The sequence below is a fragment of the Janthinobacterium sp. PSRC1-1 genome, assembly GCF_049897525.1.
In the GTDB taxonomy this organism is placed as follows: domain Bacteria; phylum Pseudomonadota; class Gammaproteobacteria; order Burkholderiales; family Burkholderiaceae_D; genus Janthinobacterium; species Janthinobacterium tructae.
In genome coordinates, this window is the sequence record NZ_JAFCWK010000022.1 from 1 (window position 1) to 19528 (window position 19528).

Sequence of the window (19528 nt, forward strand, 5' to 3'; positions counted from 1 at the left end):
TTCATTATTTCTTGTGAACATTTGATATTTTAAGTTAGACGCCAATCCGAAGATTGACGCTGCACTTACATCAAATGCCCACACTTATCGACTGTTAATTGTTAAAGAACTGTATTCGGTTACTGCTCTCGCGCTATCGACAAAGCGTTGTGTTTGTCAGCTGCGAAGAAGGAAGAGTATGAAGCATTTCACTACATCCGTCAACTCCTTCTTTTTTACTACCCAGCCCCGGAAGGCTGTCCCTTTTGTGTCGCAAACTAGTGCGTCTCATTGGGGAGGCGAACTATAGCAAAGCGCCCCGCCAGTAGCAAGGCTTTTCCGGGGTATTTGCGGCCAACTGCTACAATTTCGCCCCCTCAGCGCACATCCGCGTCCATCCATAGAAGATTCACCATGAAACAACAAGCTCAAGGATCAGGCCTGACCCTGAAACGAGCTGGCTTTACCACTGGCTTCGGCGTGCTCGCCGCCACCCTCGGTTCCGCAGTCGGTCTCGGCAATATCTGGAAATTCCCCTATCTGACGGGCGCCAATGGCGGCGCCGGCTTCCTGCTCATCTATCTGCTCGCCACCTTATTGGTAGGGTTGCCCGTGATGATCGCGGAAATCACACTGGGCCGCCGCGCCAAGGTCAATCCCATCTCGACCATGGAACAACTGGCACCGAAGGGCAAACCGTGGTGGCTGGTCGGCGTCATCGGCATGATCGCCGCCTTCCTGATCGTGGCGTTTTACTCGGAAGTGGTGGGCTGGGTGTTTGCCTATATCGCCAAGGCCATCGATGGCTCCATCCTCAGCAGCGACAAGCTGGTGACGGAAGCGGCCTTCGCTTCACTGATCAGCAATCCCCTGCAGTCGCTGTTCTGGCAATGGGGCGTGCTGCTGTTTATCGGTGGCATATTGATGCTCGGCGTGACCAAGGGCATCGAGGCGATCGCCAAGAAACTCATGCCGCTGCTGTTCCTGTTACTACTGCTGCTCTGCGCGGTCAGCCTGTCGCTCGATAAAGCGGGTGAAGGTCTGGCGTTTCTGTTTCGTCCTGATTTTTCCAAGCTGACGGCTTCCGTCGTGCTGACGGCCATGGGCCTGGCTTTCTTTAAATTGTCCGTCGGCATGGGCACGATGATGACCTATGGCAGCTATTTCCGCGACGACCAGAATATCCCTGTCACCACCCTGCGCGTCATGGCGGCCGACCTCGGCGTATCGATGCTGGCCGGCATCGCCATCTTCCCTGCCGTGTTCACGTTTGGTTTCGCTCCCAGTGCGGGACCGTCGCTGGTGTTCATCACGATCCCGGCCGTGTTCTCGCAAATCCCGATGGGGCAAGTCCTGATGGTGGTGTTCTTTATCCTGGCCGCCGTGGCCGCCACGGGCGCGATGCTGTCGCTGATGGAAGTACCGGTGGTGATTTTCCATGAACGCTTTGGCTGGACGCGCACCAAGGCCACCGTCGTGACCATGCTGCTGCTGGCAGTGCTCGGTTCCGTGTGCGCCCTGAGCAACAGCACCCTGGCCGACTTCAAGCTATTCAATTTGAATATGTTTGATCTGTTCGACTTTGTGTCGTCGAATATCTTCCTGCCCGTAGGCGGCATCGCGATTGCCTTGTTTACAGGCTGGGCCTGGGGCAAAGACCATTTCATCGAGGCGATCAGCAATCACGGCCAGTTGCAGAATAGAACTCTGGCGCATGTGCTGCTGTTCCTGCTGCGCTTTGTCTCGCCTGTATTGATCTTGATCGTGATGCTGAAAGGTTTGAAGGTCTTCTAATCAGAGTACCCGGGTGTAGGTCTGGCGCACCAGCACCCGGTCGCCGCAATCGAAATGCCACCATTCGCTGTTAATGCCGAAGAAGCCCGCCTGGAACATGGCGTCGCGCAACAAGCGGCGGTGCGCCACCTGCTCCTGCGTAATCTCCCCGCTTTCCAGCAAAGCCAGCTCCAGCGCCGGGTGCGAGCGCTCACTCAAGTCGTCAAAGCCCGTGCCCATGTCCAGTTCCCGGTCATCCGGGCCGACGATGGTGATGTCGAGCGCCATGCCGAACGAGTGGATGGAGCCGCGCGACGGTTCGGCGATATAGCCCAGCAACTCGGTTCCCTGCAGCGCATCCCACAATTGCTGCTGCACCCGCTGCGGACGCAGGGCGTCGAGCACCAATAAATGATGATCGGGCCGATGCGCGGCCAGCCAGGCCACGGCCTGTTCCAGGGCGGCGGCCGCATCGCGGTGCAGCCAGGCGCAATCGATGGGGCTGTATAAGTCGCGGCCGACGAAATTGTCGGGCGTGGCATAGCGCAAGTCGACGGCAATGCCGGCGATGCTGCTCAGGTGGCGAAATTGCGGATCGCTGCCGACCGCTTCCAATTGCAAACTTGCAACAGACATCAGACTCCTCTTTCCAGGCAGTTGCGCGCCGCCACGCCGATGCTGTCTGCCAGGCGCCGCGCGCCATGCGACAGCGGCGAGTGGCTCGCCGTCAATAAATACAGTTGGATCGGGATCGTAGGCGCCCAGGGACGACGCTGCAAGCGCTCGGGCGAGCCAGAGGCGGCCGTAAACGGGTCGACCACGGCCATGCCGGCGCCCGCTTCCACCAGGGAACGGGCAATTTGATACGTCTGCACCACGGTAGAAAAGACCGGGTGGATATCCTGCGCCTCGCAGGCGGCCACCACCAGTTCGCCCAGCGGATCGTTATCCGCATGGCCGATCAGCTCGCCATTCAGGCCATGCGCCGTCAATGGTGTGCCGCAATCGGCCGCGTGCCAGGTGCCGGCCGGCGCGATCACCGTCATGACGCCGTGCGCGATCGGTTCGGCCACGATGCCCGGATGGCGCGGGTCTTGCAGCGACACGGCCAGGTCCGCTTCACCGAGGCGCAGGGTATTGACGATCTCGCCCGTGTGGTGGGTAGCCAGCTGGCAACGCGTGTGGGGGAAGTCGCGCCGCCATTCCGTCATGGCGAATGGCAAGACGCTGATGGCGAGCGTCGGCGTGGAGACCAGGCGGATGGTTTCCACCGCATGGCCCTTCAGGCTGGCCGCCAGGCGGCGGATGCCCAATAAATCGCGGTTGAGCTTTTCCGTCTCGACAAACAGACGGTGCGCCTCGGGCTTCGGGTACAGCTTGCCCCGCACGCGCTCGAACAGCGGCATGCCCAGTTGCAACTCGCAATGCTGCAAGACCTTGGTCACGGCCGGTTGCGAGATATGCAGCACCTGGGCGGCGCCGCTGATGGTACCAACTTGCATGATGGCGTGAAACACTTCGATATGACGCAGCCGCATGAGCTATTCCTTTACCTTGCCGTGGCCGCCTGGGCCGTCAACGTTCAGCATATAAGAAAAAGTCATGGGCTGGAATGGCCATGCTACTTGGTTGCAACAGCTGGGGCCGGTGTCGTCAGCACTTCCAGCAGGGCCGCCGTTTCGCCATCCGGCGTGCCGTCGAACAAGCTGTTGCGGTATTTCATCTGGAAGGCGATCAGCACATTGCGCGTTGCTTCATCGAAGACGCCCGTATTCGGCGTCGCATAACCGTGCTGGGCCAGCTTCTTCTGGAACCAGACGGCGTCCGGCACCTGGCTCTCAAAAATAAGGCGCTGCGCGACCACACGGTTCGCGTCCGGCCAGACGATCAGGCCCGCATCGGCCAACTGGCGCCACGGGAACAGCGGACCCGGATCCTGCTTGCGCTGCGGGGCGATCTCGTTATGGCCGAGGATATTTTCCGGCGCGATGTTGTAGCGCGCCTGGATATCTTTCAACAGGGGAATCAGTTCATCGATTTGCGCCTGCGGGAATGGATACCAGAGGCGGCCTTCCGGCGTGTCCTTGTAGCCGGGGTTGACGATCTCGATGCCGATCGAGCTGACATTCAACTGTGTATAAGTCTTCCAGTTGCTCACACCCGCGTGATTGGCCTGGCGCGATTCGTCGACCAGCACGTAAAACTTCGGCTTGTCCGTGTCGGTCAGCAAATAATGGCTGCTGACCACCTGTTCCGTCAGGATCTTGATCGAGCGGGGCAAGTCGCTGACCGTGTAATGGATGACGATGAATTTCACGCGCGGGCTCTGGCTGCGCGCCGTCAAACTATGGTCGAGGTGCGGCGCGGGCGTGCTACAGGCGGAGAGCAGGGCCACCAGCAGGGCGAGGGCGATTTTTTTCATGAAAGATCCATGTTCGGGTTAATAAAATAGTCAGTTCTTGCCGGCATACAAGCTGGCCGTCCTGGCCGCCAGCTTGGCCGCGGCCTCATGCGAGCGGGCAACTTTTTGCTCCATCTGCAACGATACAGGCAAAGCGGCGCGCATGGCAGTGGCGATAGCCGGGTGCAACTGCGCCGCGCGCCCCGCCAGCACCACGGGACGGGGGCCGTAGCGCGCCGTCAGGGCCAGCGCCAGACGCGCCAGTTCCTGTCCCGCGCGCTGCAAGATGTCCAGCGCCAGCGGGTCGGCATCCGCACTGGCGGCCACGGCCAGCGCCAGCCGGCCGATAGCGCCCCGCTCCTGGCCATACATGAAGGCGCGCGACAGCGACCAGTCGCTACCGCCGATATGCGCAAAAACAGCTTCGGCCATGGGCGAGCTTTGCCAGCTGCCGGGCGCCTCGTCTTCGCGGCGCCAGATGTGGCGCAAGGCTTCGCGGGCGATCCAGTAACCGCCGCCGCCATCGTCAAGCAGCACGCCGCGCCCACCCGCCCGGTGAAAGCCGCCATCCGTATCGATCCAGGCGGCGATCGAGCCCGTGCCAGCGTAGACCAGATAACCTTCGCCTGGTTCAAAACTGTCGCGGTAGGCGATCTCGATATCGTTCCCGATACTGACGTCGGCGGTGTCCAGCGCCAGCAGGGCGGCCAGCGTTTGCGCCAAGACAACATCATCGCCGCCAAATCCCGTCAAGCCCGCCACCACGGCACGCGGCCGGCCGACAGCCTGCACGGCCTGGCACAGCCTGGTAAACGTGGCGTGCACGGCCGCGCGGCCCGCATCGCTGCTCATTTGCAAGGCAGACAAACCTTCCACGACGCCCTCGGCCACGATGACGCCGTCAACGGTGGCCAGGGCCCAGCGCGTCTGCGTGCCGCCCGCGTCGATGCCCAGGCCCAGCACGGGCACCGCATTATTGGCTGTAGGGAAGGAAATCATGGCAAGAGTGTAAAGCCAAGCTGGACTTGCAGGCATGAAAGCTTGCGCATGTTTCATGCCTGCAGGTTATGGACTACCGTTGAACGCTCAACAACTACTTGGCGGCGGCCGTGAACGGTGCGCGCACGGTGACGCGGGGGCTTTCATTGCCGAGGCGGTCCACCGCGCTGATCACCACCGCGTTGACTTTACCAACGGCATCATCAACCAGGGTCAGCTCGCCTTGCATGCCCGTGACGACGCTAAAGCGCCAGTCTTCGCCGTAGCGGGCCCAGATCGCATATTGCGCCACGGGTTTGCCGCCGCCCGCCGTCAATTTGACGTTCAGGCTGGTGGAATCGCGGCGCAAGGCCAGCACGGGCGTACCCGGCGCTTCCTTGCCCAGCCACGGCGTGGCGGGAATCAGGGCAGGGCTTTGGTAGACGGTCGCCTTGAGTTGCTCGCTGACACCCTTGCGATTCTGCATCAAGGGCGCCATGCTGAAATGCACCTGTCCATTCGCGCCGGGACGCGTGCGCGTCACTTCGATCTGCTTGATGATCTCTTGCGGCGTGAAGGACTTGGCGGAATTGTCGATGCGGCTCGTATACAAACCCGGCCACACGTGGCGGCCATACGGATTTTGCGCCAGCCAGTAATCGAGCAGCACGCCAAACGCTTGCGGCGCCTGCGCCACGGGCCAGTACAGCTGCGGCGACAGGTAGTCGAGCCAGCCCTTGGCCAGCCACAGTTCCGCATCCGCATACAATTTATCGTACTGGCTGAAACCGACGATGCCGGCAGGGCGGCGGTCAGGACGGCCGATGCCGAACGGACTGATGCCGAAGCGCACCCAGCTCTTTTCGCGGTGGATGCCGGTATACAAGGATTCGATCAGCTGGTTGACGTTCTGGCGGCGCCAGGAAGGGCGGTCCAGTTGGCCACCGGCCAGCAGATATTGCTGCCACGAAGCCTCATCGGGAAACGGCAGTTCGCGCTTGGCGCCGCCATTGCCCGCTTCCAGCGCGGCCGTCTCGGCTCCCGCACCGGCGCCGGGCGCGTCGATCGGATACGGATAAAAGTAATCGTCGATGTGTACGCCATCGATATCGTAGCGGCGCACCACGTCCAGCACCACGTCCGTCGTGTGCTTCGAGGCGGCGGCATCGCCCGGATCCATCCACAGGTAGCGGCCGTATTGCTTGACGGACGCCGGGTTGGTGGACGCGAAACTGTCGCGCGCCAGCGGCGACTTGGCCGTCGCATGGCGGGCCCGGTACGGGTTGAACCAGGCGTGCAATTCCAGGCCGCGCGCATGCGCCTGCGCCACCCAGAAGGCCAGCGGGTCATACATGGGCAATGGCGGCTGGCCTTGCTTGCCGGTCAGGTATTCCGACCACGGCTCCAGTTGCGACGGGTAAATCGTGTCGGCGCTGGGCCGCACCTGCAGCACGATCGCGTTCAGATTCAAGGACTTGGCGCGGTCGAGGATGGCGATCGCCTCGGCTTGCTGCTTGGCGACCGGCAAATTGCTGCGGCTGGGCCAGTCGATATTGGCGACCGTCGAGACCCAGGCGGCGCGGAACTCGCGCGGCGCCGGCGGCGGCACTTCGCCCGTGATGTGCTGCACAGCCGGCAGGCCCGCTTCGCCTGGCGTCACCGCGGAGGGCAGCTTGGTGCTGGTACAACTGCTGAGCAATGTGGCGGTGGCCAGCGCGGCCAGCACGCCAGCCGTGGCGCCCAGGCGTTTTTTCAAAGTAGACAACAAAACAATTCCTTGCAGTGGTGAAGCGCAGGTGTATCGGTGCGGGCATTTTACTGTGCGCCCGCCATCCTTGCGGGCGCACGGTTCAAAAGAATCAGGCCTCGGCCTTCTTGCCGAATTCGGGATCGATCTTGACCAGCGCGGCCATGATGAAGGCAGGAATGGTGGCGATGCACACCCAGATGAAGAAGTGCTGGTAACCGAGCATTTGCTGTATCCAGCCGCTGGCCATGCCCGGCAGCATCATGCCCAGGGCCATGAAACCCGTGCAGATGGCGTAATGGGCCGTTTTATGCGCGCCATCGGACACCATGATCATGTACAACATGTAGGAGGCGAAACCGAAGCCATAGCCAAACTGCTCCAACGCAATGCCACCGGCGATCACATAGATGCTGCTGGGCAAGGCGCTGGCCAGATAGACAAACACCAGGTCGGGCAAGTGGACGGACAGCACCATGATCCACAAGCAGCGTTTCAAGCCAAAGCGGGAAATAATATAACCGCCCAGCAAGCCACCGAGGGTCAGGGCGATCACGCCGATGGTGCCGTAGACCAGGCCCACCTGTTCCGTGCTCAGGCCCAGGCCGCCCTTGGCGACGGGGTCGAGCAGGAAGGGCGCAGCCAGTTTGAGCAATTGCGCTTCACCGAGGCGGAACAGCAGCAAAAAGCCCAGGATGACGACAATATCCTTCTTCTTGAAGAAGGCGGCAAAGGTGGCGATGAATTCCTGCAACGGGGAAATACCAGCGCCCTGGATGCTGGGACGGTCATCTTTCGGTTTCGGCAAGACAAAATAGTGATACAGGAACAGGGCGATGAACAGGCCCGCCAGAATCGCGAACACGACCGACCAGGCCAGCTGCACATTGCCCGTCGCATGCGTCAGATAGCCAGCCAGAAACACCAGGCCGCCCTGGCCCGCGATCATGGCCAGGCGGTAAAAGGTGCTGCGCACGCCGACGAAGGCCGCCTGCTGGTGCTCTTCCAGTCCCAGCATGTAAAAGCCATCGGCGGCGATGTCATGCGTGGCGGAACTGAAGGCCATCAGCCAGAAGATGGCCAGGCTGATCTGGAAAAAGTGCGGCAGCGACGTGGTCAGGGCCACCAGCGCCAGCGCGGCGCCAATCACCAGCTGCAAGCCGACGATCCAGAAGCGCTTGGTGCGGTACATATCGATGAAGGGCGACCACAGGGGCTTGATGACCCATGGCAAATACAGCCAACTGGTATACAGCGCGATATCCGTATTGGAAAAACCGTAGTTCTTGTACATGATCACGGACAAGGTCATGACCACGACATAGGGGATGCCCTGGCCGAAATACAGGGAAGGGATCCACAGCCACGGCTTGTTCGTGCGCGCCGGGGCGGATTGTTTCACTAGCTCCATACATCCTTCTTGGTCTCCCAGACAGAAGAATGCCGCGCCATCGGCTCAGGCCGCCAGTGCCGCCCGCACACTGCCGTCCGCGCCGGCCAACAATGCCTGTGCCTGGTTTGTGTTGATTTTTTTGATCAAGGCAACGATCGCCACCTTGACGTGATAGTGGCATTGCTCCAGCACGGCCCTGGCCTGCATTTCGCTGGCACCGGTGGCATGCATGGTCAGACGCACCGCCCGCCAGATCAGCTTGGCGTTGGTCGGCTTCAAGTCTACCATCAAGTTTCCGTAAGTTTTGTGCAAACCCACCATCAGGGCGCTGGAAATCGTGTTCAGGGTGATTTTTTGCGCCGTGCCTGCTTTCAGACGCGTGCTGCCGGAAATGACTTCCGTGCCCGTGTCGAGCACGATGCCGCATTGCGCCTCGTGCGCCATGGGGGCATCCACATTGTTGGCGATGCCGATGGTCAAGGCACCGGCCGTGCGTGCGGCCAGCAGCGCGCCCAGCACATACGGCGTGGCGCCGGAGGCGGCCAGCAGGATCACCACATCGTTGACCTGCGGTTGCAAGGCCAGCAAATCCCGCTCGCCTTGCTGCACATCATCTTCCGCCCCTTCGACGGCCACAAACATGGCGCCGGCGCCGCCGGCCAGGATGGCGACGGCACGCTCGGGCGGCCAGGAAAACGTGGGGTTCAATTCAACGCTGTCGAGTACGCCCAGGCGTCCCGAGGTGCCCGCACCCACGTACAGCAAGCGTCCGCCGGCCGCGATGCGGGGCAGGGCGGCCGTGATGGCGGCGGCGATCTCGGGCGAGGCCAGCCGCACAGCTTCGACGGCCCAGAACTGGTCATCGACCAGCGCCGCGACCAGTTGCTCCACCGGATACAGGTCCAGGTCCGGATGCCGCCGGCTCGGGGTTTCAGTTTTCAACATGATTTCAGAGCATAGTTGAACGTGAAACCAGTTTAATACCGATGTGCAAGATCAGCCATGAAAGCTTGGCGTGCAGGCATAACGGGAGTTTATGGGTGGTAACAGAATCGTGGCAGGCAGTGTTTGGGCTGAATGGATAAACCGCAGCGAGCGGTTTCCTGGCGGGTCGAGTAGCGCAACCGTACTTTACGTACGGTGAGCAACACAGGCCTGTCAGGGAGACGCGCAGCAGGTTTATGGCGCGCGGCGCATTTCAGCAACAAAATCGTAATGATCGCTGCGGCAATACGAATGCGTCAGTTCCACCGCTTCGCCCGACTCCAGGTAGGCGATGCGCGTGATGAACAGCACGGCCTGGCCATCGGGGATACCCAGTTGCTTGGCCAGCACGTCCGTCGCATTCATGGCGCGGATGTGCTGCAAGGCGCGCACGGGGGCCTTCTTGATGCTGCTCAAGTATTCATACAGCGAATCGCCCACGGCGGCCGGGTCCGGCACCACGCTGAAGGGCAGCACGCTCACTTCATACGCCATCACCACGTCGTCGGCCAGGCGCAAGCGCTCCAGGCGCGCCACTTTCGTGTTCTGTGCCAGGCCCAGGCTCAGCTGTTCATCGCTGCTGGCGATGACGACTTCGCGCTTGAGCCAGCGCGAGCCGGGGCGGTAGCCGCGCTGCTGCAACTGCTCGGAAAAGCTCGACAGGTTCGACAGCGGCTGCTCGATGCGCGGGGCAATATAGTTGCCCGAACCACGGCGGCGCACGACGAGGCCTTGCTCGACGAGCTGGTCGATGGCCTTGCGGGCAGTCACGCGCGATACATCGAGCAGTTCGGACAGGGTACGTTCAGAGGGCAGGGCCTGGTCTACCTGGTAGCGGCCGTTGCGTACGTCATCGCTCAGCTTGCGGGCGATCTGCATATATAAAGGCGAATTGTCATTTAAATCGACCTTGAGTTCTACGCTGGTCTGGCTCATACAGTTCTCCTTGTCCTCCTAGTGTAATAGCGATGGCGCTTGCGCGTAGCCCGTCCACCCATGAATATATGGAAAATGACCATAAATAACGGTTATACACTTAAAAAAACGATGTTTTACCGTGGGTATAGCTTTGCATTATAGATAAATAAGCAATTTTCATTGGCGTCGTCACGCATCGCCCCCTATGCTGGCAAGGCGTCCATCCACCATGACACAGGGAAAGCATGATCAACAAAATGACGGGTTTGCTGGGCTTGCTACTGCTGGGCACGACCTGGACGGCGCTGGCTACCCCGCCCGGCAGCGGCACTGAGCCACGCGTACCACAGGCACAGCGGCGCGCGCTCGATGCGGCGCTGGCCGCCATCGTCGATGACCCGCTCCACCCGCTGGCCAGCCTGTCCGTGCTGGCCATTCGCCATGGCAAGGTGTCGTATCAGCAGCAATTTGGCTACCGGCACATCGGCGCCACGCCGGCCGACAGCTTGCCGGTGACGCCGGCCACGCTGTTTCGCATCGCCTCCGTATCGAAGATGATGACCACTGTGGGCCTGATGCAGCTGGTCGAGCAGGGCAAGCTGAGCCTGGACCAGGACGTGGGCATCTATCTGGGCTTTTCCCTGCGCAACCCGCATTTCCCCCAGCAAGCCGTGACCCTGCGCAGCTTGCTCAGCCACACTTCCTCGCTGCGCGACGCGGGCGGCTATGCCTGGGGCCCCGAACGCAGCTTGCGCGACGTGTTTACGGCCGGCGGCGACCTCATGTGGGATGCGGCCATGCCGCCAGGCCGCTATTTCACGTATTCCAACCTGAACTGGGGAGTCATCGGCACCGTGATGGAAAAAGTCACGGGCGAGCGCTTCGACTTGCTGATGCGGCGTCTGCTGCTCGATCCCCTCGATGTGCGCGGCGGCTACCATCCGGCGGCATTTCCCAAGGAAGAGGTGGCGAACACGGCCACCCTGTACCGCAAGCGCACCTTGGAGACGGAAACCTGGCAACCGCACGGCCCTTGGATCGCCCAGGCCGATGCTGTTTACCAGCGCCCGCCAGCCGGCATCGAACGTTACGTGATCGGCAGCAACGCCACCGTCTTCAGTCCCACGGGCGGCTTGCGCATTTCCGCCGCTGACTTGGGCAAGATCATGCAAATGCTGCTCGACGGTGGCCGCTACCAGCATCAGCAGTTGTTGCAGCCGGCCAGCATCGCGCTGATGTTTGCCCGGCAATGGCAGCTGACGCCCGATGGCAGCAATGGCGACAGCGAGCGGGGCCTGTACCGCGCCTGGGGACTGGGCAACCAGCAATTCGATGCGCTGGCGGGGCAGGGCAATGGCCTGGTCGAGGGCGCCAGTTTCACGGCCGTCGGCCACCTGGGCGACGCGTATGGCCTCGTCTCCGCCTTCGTGCTCGATTTCAAGAACAGGAATGGCATGGTGATGCTGGTGGGCGGCACGGGCAGCGATCCCGCGCAGTATCCGGGCACGTATTCCGCCATGGGACGCAGCGAGGAATTGATCCTCACGGCGCTCTACCGTGGTGCGATTGCCAACAATCAATCCCTGCCTTGAAATGGTGCATTCCTGAAAGTTATGGCTGCACCATGATGTTTCATTGGCTCCCTGAACGGCCAGCCTCTAAGCTCTTCCCGAATGCTCCCGCACCATGGGAGCGCAACGCAGCGAGGCAACATGCAGCAACACGTCATCATCATCGGCGGCGGCGTCGTCGGCCTGACATCGGCCTGGTGGCTGGCCGAGGCCGGCTACAAGGTCACTGTCCTGGAACGCAATGAACAAGTGGCGATCGCCGCCAGCTACCGCAATGGCGGCCAGCTCAGCTATCGCTATGTGGCACCGCTGGCGGACGCGGGCGTCCCTTTCAAAGCCCTGCAATGGCTGTTGCAGAAAGATGGCCCGCTGCGCTTCCGGCCCGAGGCCGACTGGCGCCAGTGGCGCTGGATGGCCAGTTTCTTGCGTAATTGCAACAGCGCCAGCAATGCCCGCACGACGGCCAAGCTGCTGCAACTGGGAGAATTAAGCCGCGCCGGCATGGCGCAGCTGGAACTGAGCGTGCCGCCCGAGGCTTATGCCTGGCGCGATGCAGGCAAACTCATCGTCTACCGCTCGCCCGCCATCTTCCAGCGGGCCGTGGCGCGGCCCGAATCGGAAGAGGCACGCCTCGTCTTGTCGCCGCAAGAAGCCGTGCAGCGCGAACCGGCGCTGGCCGCCTTGCAAGGCTCCCTGGCGGGCGGCATCTTTACCGAGGGCGAGGCGGTGGCCGATTGCCACGCCTTTTGCCTGGCCCTGGAAGCGCGCCTGCTGCAGCACCCGAATTGTTCGCTCCTGCTGAAAGGCGAGGCGCGCCGCCTCGTCACGCACAAGGGCAGGATCACGGGCGTCGACACCAGCCTGGGCCTGTTACAGGCGGATCACTATGTGCTGGCGGCCGGCATCCAGAGCCGCGACCTGGCCGCCACGGCGGGCATTTATTTGCCGCTGTACCCTTTGAAGGGCTACAGCCTGACGGCGCCCATCCGCGCACAGGACAAGGCGCCCGAGATCAGCATCACGGATTTTGAGCGCAAGGTGCTGTATGCGCGCATTGGCAGCGACCTGCGCGTGGCCGCCATGGTCGACATGGTGGGCGCCGACAACAGCATCGATTGGAACCGCATCGCCGGCCTGACGCGGCTGGCGCGCGAAGCCATGCCGCACGGCGCCGACTACGACCAGGCCACGGCCTGGGCCGGCCTGCGCCCCGCCACGCCGAACAGCGCGCCGCTGGTCGGCGCCAGCACCTACGCCAACCTGTGGCTCAACGTGGGCCATGGCCCGCTGGGCTTTACCTTTGCCGCCGGCACGGCGCGCATCCTGGCCGACCTCATGGCCGGCAAGGCGCCACCGTTCGCGCTGGACTTCCTCAGCCCGAAAAAGTAGCAGGCCAAGGCGGCGCGCACGCGCCGCCGCCGATATGGCGGATAATTGCGGAACTTTCCTGTTCCCTCTTTTCTGTTCCATATCGCCACCGCATGCCCACACCCTCGACATCTGCCGCCTGCCCCTGTGGCGGCGCCTCCTACGCCAGCTGCTGCGGCCCGTATATCGCGGGCGACGCCTTGCCGCCCACGGCCGAAGCCTTGATGCGTTCGCGCTACACGGCCTTCACCTTGCGCGACGAGCCCTACCTGCGCGCCACCTGGCACGCCAGCACCCGTCCCACCGACGCTTTATTTGCCGAAGAAGAAAAAGTCCACTGGCTGGGACTTGAGGTAAAATCTGCTTTACGTTTACGTCAACGTAAAGCAGTATCAGCAGATCAAGCCGAAGAGATACACCGCGACAGCGTCGAATTCGTGGCCCGCTACAAGGTCAACGGCCGCGCGCACCGCCTGCATGAAGTGAGCCGCTTCGTGCGCGAGGCGGGTGACGGTGGCATGCGCTGGTTTTATCTCGACGGCAGTTTTCCCGAATAGCGCGACCCGAGAGACCGGGCGATCATAAAAAGGAACCGCAATGCCGCACATCGAAAGCAAACTCAATCCGCGCAGTGAAGATTTCAAGGCCAATGCCGCTGCCATGCAAGCCATCGTCGACGATCTGCGCGACAAAGTGGAAAAGATCGCGGCCGGCGGCGGCGAAGCGGCAGCCGCCAAGCACCTGGCGCGCGGAAAACTGCTGCCGCGCGACCGCGTGCAGATGCTGCTCGATCCCGGCACGCCCTTCCTCGAGTTTTCCCAGATGGCGGCCTATGCCATGTACCAGGACGCCAAGGGCGTCGATGCGGCGCCGTCCGCCGGCATCATCACCGGCATCGGCCGCGTCTCCGGCCAGGAATGCGTCATCGTCTGCAACGACGCCACCGTCAAGGGCGGCACGTATTACCCGATGACGGTCAAAAAGCATTTGCGCGCCCAGGAAATCGCCGACCAGAACAACCTGCCCTGCATTTACCTGGTCGACTCGGGCGGCGCCAACCTGCCGAACCAGGACGACGTCTTCCCCGACCGCGACCATTTCGGCCGCATCTTCTATAACCAGGCGAATTTGTCGGCCAAGGGCATCCCGCAGATCGCCGTGGTGATGGGCTCTTGCACGGCGGGCGGCGCGTATGTGCCTGCCATGAGCGACGAGTCGATCATCGTCAAGGAGCAGGGCACGATTTTCCTCGGCGGCCCGCCGCTGGTGAAAGCGGCGACGGGTGAAGTGGTGACGGCCGAAGACCTGGGCGGCGGCGACGTGCACACGCGCTTGTCCGGCGTGGTCGACCACCTGGCGCAAAACGATTTGCATGCGCTGTCGCTGGCGCGCACCATCGTCTCGAACCTGAACCGTAAAAAACCGCAGCAGATGGCCTTGCGCGAGTCCGTCGAGCCAACATACCCGACGCAGGAACTGTATGGCGTGATTCCCGTCGATACGCGCAAGCCCTTCGATGTACGCGAAGTGATCGCGCGCATCGTCGACGGCAGCGATTTCGACGAATTCAAGGCGCGCTACGGCACCACCCTGATCTGCGGCTTCGCGCATATCTATGGCGTCAAAGTCGGCATCATCGCCAATAACGGTATCTTGTTCTCCGAATCAGCCCTGAAAGGCACGCATTTCATCGAATTGTGCTGCCAGCGCAAGATCCCGCTCGTGTTCCTGCAAAATATCACCGGCTTCATGGTGGGGCGCAAATACGAAAACGAAGGCATCGCCCGCAATGGCGCCAAGATGGTGACGGCCGTGGCGACGGCCGCCGTGCCGAAATTCACGGTCATCATCGGCGGCAGCTTCGGCGCCGGCAACTATGGCATGTGCGGCCGCGCGTTCTCTCCGCGTTTCATGTGGATGTGGCCCAATGCGCGCATTTCCGTCATGGGCGGCGACCAGGCCGCGTCCGTGCTGGCGACCGTCAAGCGCGACGGCATCGAAGGCAAGGGCGGGCAGTGGAGCGCGGGCGAGGAAGCGGCCTTCAAGCAGCCGATCAAGGAGCAATACGAACACCAGGGCCACCCATACTACGCCACCGCGCGCCTGTGGGACGATGGCGTGATCGACCCGGCCGACACGCGCATGGTGCTGGGCCTGGGCCTGTCGGCCGCCTTGAACGCGGAAATCCCGGACACGAAGTTCGGCGTGTTCCGCATGTAAGGGGGGAGAAAATCATGGAATTTGAAACCTTAAAGCTGGTCATCGAGGGCAATGTCGCCACCGTGACCCTGAACCGCCCCGATGTGCGCAATGCCTTCAACCAGACGACGATCGCCGAACTGGCGCGCGCCTTCGAGGGGCTGGGACGCAGCGACATGGTGCGCGCCATCGTGCTGGCGGCGAACGGCGCGGCGTTTTGCGCCGGTGCGGACTTGAACTGGATGAAGAAGATGGCCGGCTACACGCATGCCGAAAACCAGGCCGACGCACTGCAGCTGGCGCAGATGCTGCGCACGATTTACCTGTGTCCGAAACCCGTGGTGGCGAAGATCCAGGGCGACTGCTATGCGGGCGGCATGGGCCTCGTCGCCGCATGCGATATCATTCTGGTTGCGGAAGACGTGCATTTCTGCCTGAGCGAAGTGCGGCTGGGACTGATCCCGGCCACTATTTCACCGTATGTCATCAAGGCCATGGGCGAAAACGCGGCACGCCGCTATTTCCTGACCGCGGAGCGATTCTCCGCCCAGGAAGCGCTGCGCATCGGCTTTGCCCACGAGGTAGTCGAGGCAAGCGCGCTGGACGCGAAAACGGCCGAGGTACTCAAAGCGCTGACGGGCAACAGCCCGCACGCCGTGGCGCAAGCGAAAACGCTGGTGCGCGAGATCGTTGGCCAACCGGTCGACGACGCGCTGCTGGCGGACACCGCCGAGCGCATCGCGCAGATCCGCGCCTCGGAGCAGGGCCGCGAAGGCGTGCAATCGTTCCTCGACAAGCGCAAGCCGGGTTGGCTCATGGGCTAGTTAATAGTCCACAGCTCATGGACTAAGAATATCATTGGAGCAGTTTTGAAAGCAGAAAAACAATCGGGCTGGGTCGAACGCAGTCTGCGCAGCGTGTGGCACCCTTGCACACAGATGCAGCATCACGCGAATGGCAACAACAGCGTTCCGCTCATCCCCGTCAGCCATGGCCGCGGCGCCTGGCTGTATGACCACGAGGGCCGACGCTACCTGGACGCCATCAGCTCCTGGTGGGTGAACCTGTTCGGCCATGCGAATCCGCGCATCAATGCGGAACTCAAGGACCAGCTGGACCGTCTGGAACACGCGATGCTGGCCGGTTTCACGCATGCACCGGTGATCGAGCTGTCGGAAAAGCTCTCCGCCTTGACGGGCGGCGTGCTCGGTCACAGCTTTTACGCGTCCGACGGCGCCTCGGCCGTGGAAATCGCCCTGAAAATGAGCTTTCATGCGTGGCGCAACAGCGGCAAGGGTGACAAGCAGGAATTCGTCTGTTTAAAAGGCAGCTACCACGGCGAAACCATCGGCGCGCTGGCCGTCACGGATGTCGCCCTGTTCAAGGATGCCTACGGCCCCTTGCTGCGCGCCACAACGACGGTGATATCGCCCGACTTCCGCCAGGCGTTTGAAGGCGAGTCCGCCGAAGACGTGGCGCGCCGCGCCGCCGCCGACGTGGAACTTTTGTTCCAGGAAAAAGCGGACAAGATCGCCGCCATCATCATCGAACCATTGGTCCAATGCGCCACCGGCATGGCCATGCACGACCCGCTGTACCTGTCGCTGGTGCGCGCCCTGTGCGACCGCTATCAGGTCCATTTGATCCTCGATGAAATCGCCGTCGGCTGCGGCCGCACCGGCACTTTCTTTGCCTGCGAACAGGCCGGCATCTGGCCCGACTTCGTGTGTCTGTCGAAGGGCATCAGCGGCGGCTATTTGCCCCTGTCCCTCGTGATGACGCGCGACGACATCTATCAAGCGTTCTACAGCACCGACGTGCGGCGCGGCTTCTTGCATTCGCACTCGTACACGGGCAACCCGCTGGCCTGCCGCGCCGCGCTGGCGACCCTGGCCATCTTCGAGGAAGACGATGTGCTGGCGGCCAACCGGGTGCGCGCCGCGAAGATCACGCAAGCGCTGGCGCCGCTGGCGCAGCATGAGCGCGTAAAACACTTCCGCCAGCAGGGCATGATCTGGGCCTTCGATGCCGTCGATGCGGCGCCCGATTTTTCGCGCCGCTTCTTCAGCACGGCGCTGGAGCACGAACTGCTGATGCGCCCCATCGGTTCGACCGTCTACCTGATGCCGCCGTACATCCTCGACGACGAGGAAATCGCGGGCCTGGGCCAGCAGACGCTGGCCGTCTTCAACACAGTGATCGGGGCCTGAGATGGAACTGATCGCGCGATTACAACAGCAGCTGCAAGGGCTGGAAGAGCGCAGCCTGATCCGCCGCCGCCGCACCGTCGACACGCCGTGCGCGCCGCGCCTGACGGTGGACGGCCGCGACATGCTGGCCTTTTGCAGCAATGACTACCTGGGCCTGGCGTCGCATGCGCGCATCGTCGCCGCGCTGAAAGAGGGCGCGGACCTGTATGGCGCCGGCAGCGGCGCTTCGCACCTAATCAGTGGCCACAGCCGCGCCCACGCGCAGCTGGAAGAGAAGCTCGCCGATTTCGTCGGCGCCAACCTGGAAGCGGCGCGCGCCCTGTATTTTTGCACGGGCTACATGGCTAATCTGGCTGTGCTGACCGCCCTGGCGGCGGGCGATGCGGACACGGAGATTTTTTCGGAAGCGCTGAACCACGCCTCGCTGATCGACGGCACGCGCCTGGCCCGCGTCAAGACGCGCGTGTATCCGCACGCCGACCTCGATGCCCTGGCGGCCCTGCTGGCGGCAAGCACATCGAAAACGAAAATTGTCGTCACCGACAGCATCTTCAGCATGGATGGCGACCTGGCGCCGCTGCCCGCGCTGCTGGCCCTGTGCGAGCGCTATGGCGCCTGGCTGGTGGTCGACGATGCGCACGGTTTCGGCGCGCTGGGCGCCAATGGCCGTGGCGCGCTGGAACACTTCGACCTGCATTCGCCGCACCTGGTCTACGTGGGCACGCTGGGCAAATCGGCCGGCGTGGGTGGCGCCTTTGTGTGCGCGCACGAAGCCGTGATCGACACGCTGATCCAGAAGGCGCGCCCCTACATCTTCACCACGGCGGCCGCGCCCGCGCTCGCGCATGCGCTCTTGGCCAGCCTGGACATCATCGCCGGTGAGGAAGGAAAACAACGTCGGAGGCACCTGGCGGCGCTGGTGGCGCAATGGAACGAGGGCTTGCAGCTGCAACACTGGCAAGCCTTGCCGTCGCTGTCCGCCATCCAGCCCGTCATCATCGGCGAAAATGCGGCCATGCTGGCCATCGCCGCCACCCTGTACGAGCAGGGACTGTGGGTCGGCGCCATCCGCCCGCCCACCGTGCCAGCAGGATCGGCACGCCTGCGCGTGACCCTGTCGGCCGGCCACACGGCGCAGGAAGTGGCGCAATTGATCAATGCAATCAACACCCTGGAAAGGATACGCCATGAGCCTTGATGACCCTATCGTGGCGGCAGTGCTGGCGGACCTGGCACCGGCCGTGCAGCCGGCTCCGGCCATTGCCGGCCTGCCATCGCGCTTTGCCTGTTTCGTCACCGGCACGGACACGGAAATCGGCAAGACCTTGACCTCGTCGGCCCTGCTGCACGCGCTGGTCGCGCGCGGCGTGCGCGCCTGCGGCATGAAACCCGTCGCCGCCGGCGCCGAGATGCGCGACGGCGAACTGCATAATGAAGACGCCGACAGCCTGATCGCCGCCGGCAACGTCACCATGCTGCGCAATATCACCACGCCCTACATGCTGAAGGAGCCGGCCGCGCCGCACATCGCCGCCGCGCTCGAAGGCGTCAGCATCGAGTCGGTGCCGATCCTGGCCGCCTACCTGGAAATCGCCGCCGCCTCGGACGCCGTGGTGGTCGAAGGCGTGGGCGGATTCCGCGTGCCGCTGTCGCCCGGTTTTGATTCGGCCGACCTGGCGCAGCAGCTCGATCTGCCCGTGATCCTGGTGGTCGGCATGCGTCTGGGCTGCATCAGCCAGGCCTTGCTGACGGTGGAAGCGATCGAAGCGCGCGGCCTGACAGTGATCGGCTGGGTCGCCAACACCCTGGAAGTGGAGATGCGCTTCCTCGACGAAAATATCGATGCGCTGATCGAGCGCATCCCGGCGCCGCTGCTGGGCAGGGTGCCGCGCCTGGCGCAGCCCACTGCCGCAGCGGCGGCGGCGTATCTCGATTTCACCGGCTTGCCCAACTGGCCGGCGCAGCACCCCAACACTTAAACGTCTCCAAAAAATAGAAGCGAAGGAA

General features: G+C 62.7%; 17 protein-coding genes. 9 read left to right on the forward strand and 8 right to left on the reverse strand.

Annotation, left to right across the window (positions count from 1 at the left end; genetic code table 11):
• The first annotated feature begins 393 nt into the window (after nt 1-393).
• Nucleotides 394-1773, forward strand: a complete 1380-nt coding sequence (locus tag ACP7DW_RS27955; protein ID WP_298409493.1) for a sodium-dependent transporter — start codon at nt 394-396, stop codon at nt 1771-1773.
• On the opposite strand, the gene ACP7DW_RS27960 is transcribed toward ACP7DW_RS27955, so the two are convergent.
• The 8 genes from ACP7DW_RS27960 to ACP7DW_RS27995 all read right to left on the reverse strand — a co-directional run bounded on the left by ACP7DW_RS27960 (nt 1774) and on the right by ACP7DW_RS27995 (nt 10191).
• Entirely contained in the window at nt 1774-2388 is a 615-nt protein-coding gene (locus tag ACP7DW_RS27960; protein ID WP_426057693.1) for a M15 family metallopeptidase, read from the reverse strand.
• Complete coding sequence (locus ACP7DW_RS27965) at nt 2388-3290, reverse strand: LysR family transcriptional regulator (protein ID WP_070288989.1); 903 nt, start codon at nt 3288-3290, stop codon at nt 2388-2390. Before ACP7DW_RS27965 ends, ACP7DW_RS27960 begins: the two co-directional genes overlap by 1 nt.
• Before the next feature lie 83 nt (nt 3291-3373).
• Entirely contained in the window at nt 3374-4174 is an 801-nt protein-coding gene (locus tag ACP7DW_RS27970) for an N-acetylmuramoyl-L-alanine amidase (RefSeq protein WP_426057692.1), read from the reverse strand.
• Nucleotides 4175-4204: 30 nt separating this feature from the next.
• Nucleotides 4205-5152 carry a BadF/BadG/BcrA/BcrD ATPase family protein gene (locus ACP7DW_RS27975; RefSeq protein ID WP_426057691.1) on the reverse strand — a complete coding sequence of 316 codons (948 nt, stop codon included), beginning with the start codon at nt 5150-5152 and terminating at the stop codon, nt 4205-4207.
• Nucleotides 5153-5246: 94 nt separating this feature from the next.
• On the reverse strand, nt 5247-6899 hold the full coding sequence (locus ACP7DW_RS27980; RefSeq protein ID WP_426057690.1) for a glycoside hydrolase family 10 protein: 1653 nt from the start codon (nt 6897-6899) through the stop codon (nt 5247-5249).
• A gap of 91 nt (nt 6900-6990) precedes the next feature.
• Nucleotides 6991-8289, reverse strand: coding sequence for an MFS transporter (locus ACP7DW_RS27985; RefSeq protein ID WP_426057689.1), 1299 nt, complete (start codon nt 8287-8289; stop codon nt 6991-6993).
• A 45-nt stretch (nt 8290-8334) separates the two neighbouring features.
• Nucleotides 8335-9216 (reverse strand): N-acetylmuramic acid 6-phosphate etherase, encoded by an 882-nt coding sequence (locus ACP7DW_RS27990; RefSeq protein WP_426057688.1) that lies wholly within the window; start codon nt 9214-9216, stop codon nt 8335-8337.
• Between the two features lie 234 nt (nt 9217-9450).
• Nucleotides 9451-10191, reverse strand: coding sequence for a GntR family transcriptional regulator (locus ACP7DW_RS27995; protein WP_426057687.1), 741 nt, complete (start codon nt 10189-10191; stop codon nt 9451-9453).
• A gap of 227 nt (nt 10192-10418) precedes the next feature.
• Here ACP7DW_RS27995 and ACP7DW_RS28000 point away from each other — a divergent pair, with 227 nt between their 5' ends.
• The 8 genes from ACP7DW_RS28000 to bioD all read left to right on the forward strand — a co-directional run bounded on the left by ACP7DW_RS28000 (nt 10419) and on the right by bioD (nt 19500).
• Nucleotides 10419-11765: a serine hydrolase domain-containing protein gene (locus ACP7DW_RS28000; protein ID WP_426057686.1), complete on the forward strand. Its 1347-nt coding sequence runs from the start codon at nt 10419-10421 to the stop codon at nt 11763-11765.
• Nucleotides 11766-11846: 81 nt separating this feature from the next.
• Complete coding sequence (locus ACP7DW_RS28005) at nt 11847-13133, forward strand: D-amino acid dehydrogenase (RefSeq protein WP_426057685.1); 1287 nt, start codon at nt 11847-11849, stop codon at nt 13131-13133.
• 92 nt (nt 13134-13225) lie between these two features.
• A complete protein-coding gene (locus ACP7DW_RS28010) occupies nt 13226-13669 on the forward strand; it encodes a YchJ family protein (RefSeq protein WP_099761407.1) in 444 nt (147 codons plus the stop codon).
• 40 nt (nt 13670-13709) lie between these two features.
• Nucleotides 13710-15332 carry a carboxyl transferase domain-containing protein gene (locus ACP7DW_RS28015; RefSeq protein ID WP_426057684.1) on the forward strand — a complete coding sequence of 541 codons (1623 nt, stop codon included), beginning with the start codon at nt 13710-13712 and terminating at the stop codon, nt 15330-15332.
• Between the two features lie 14 nt (nt 15333-15346).
• On the forward strand, nt 15347-16135 hold the full coding sequence (locus ACP7DW_RS28020; protein WP_426057683.1) for an enoyl-CoA hydratase/isomerase family protein: 789 nt from the start codon (nt 15347-15349) through the stop codon (nt 16133-16135).
• Between the two features lie 45 nt (nt 16136-16180).
• On the forward strand, nt 16181-17521 hold the full coding sequence (gene bioA, locus ACP7DW_RS28025; protein ID WP_426057682.1) for an adenosylmethionine--8-amino-7-oxononanoate transaminase: 1341 nt from the start codon (nt 16181-16183) through the stop codon (nt 17519-17521).
• A gap of 1 nt (nt 17522) precedes the next feature.
• Nucleotides 17523-18719 carry an 8-amino-7-oxononanoate synthase gene (gene bioF, locus ACP7DW_RS28030; protein ID WP_426057681.1) on the forward strand — a complete coding sequence of 399 codons (1197 nt, stop codon included), beginning with the start codon at nt 17523-17525 and terminating at the stop codon, nt 18717-18719.
• The gene (bioD, locus tag ACP7DW_RS28035) at nt 18709-19500 is read left to right on the forward strand and encodes a dethiobiotin synthase (RefSeq protein WP_426057680.1); all 792 of its coding nucleotides are present in this window, start codon (nt 18709-18711) and stop codon (nt 19498-19500) included. The genes bioF and bioD overlap by 11 nt, the downstream gene beginning before the upstream one ends.
• Nucleotides 19501-19528 lie beyond the last annotated feature (28 nt).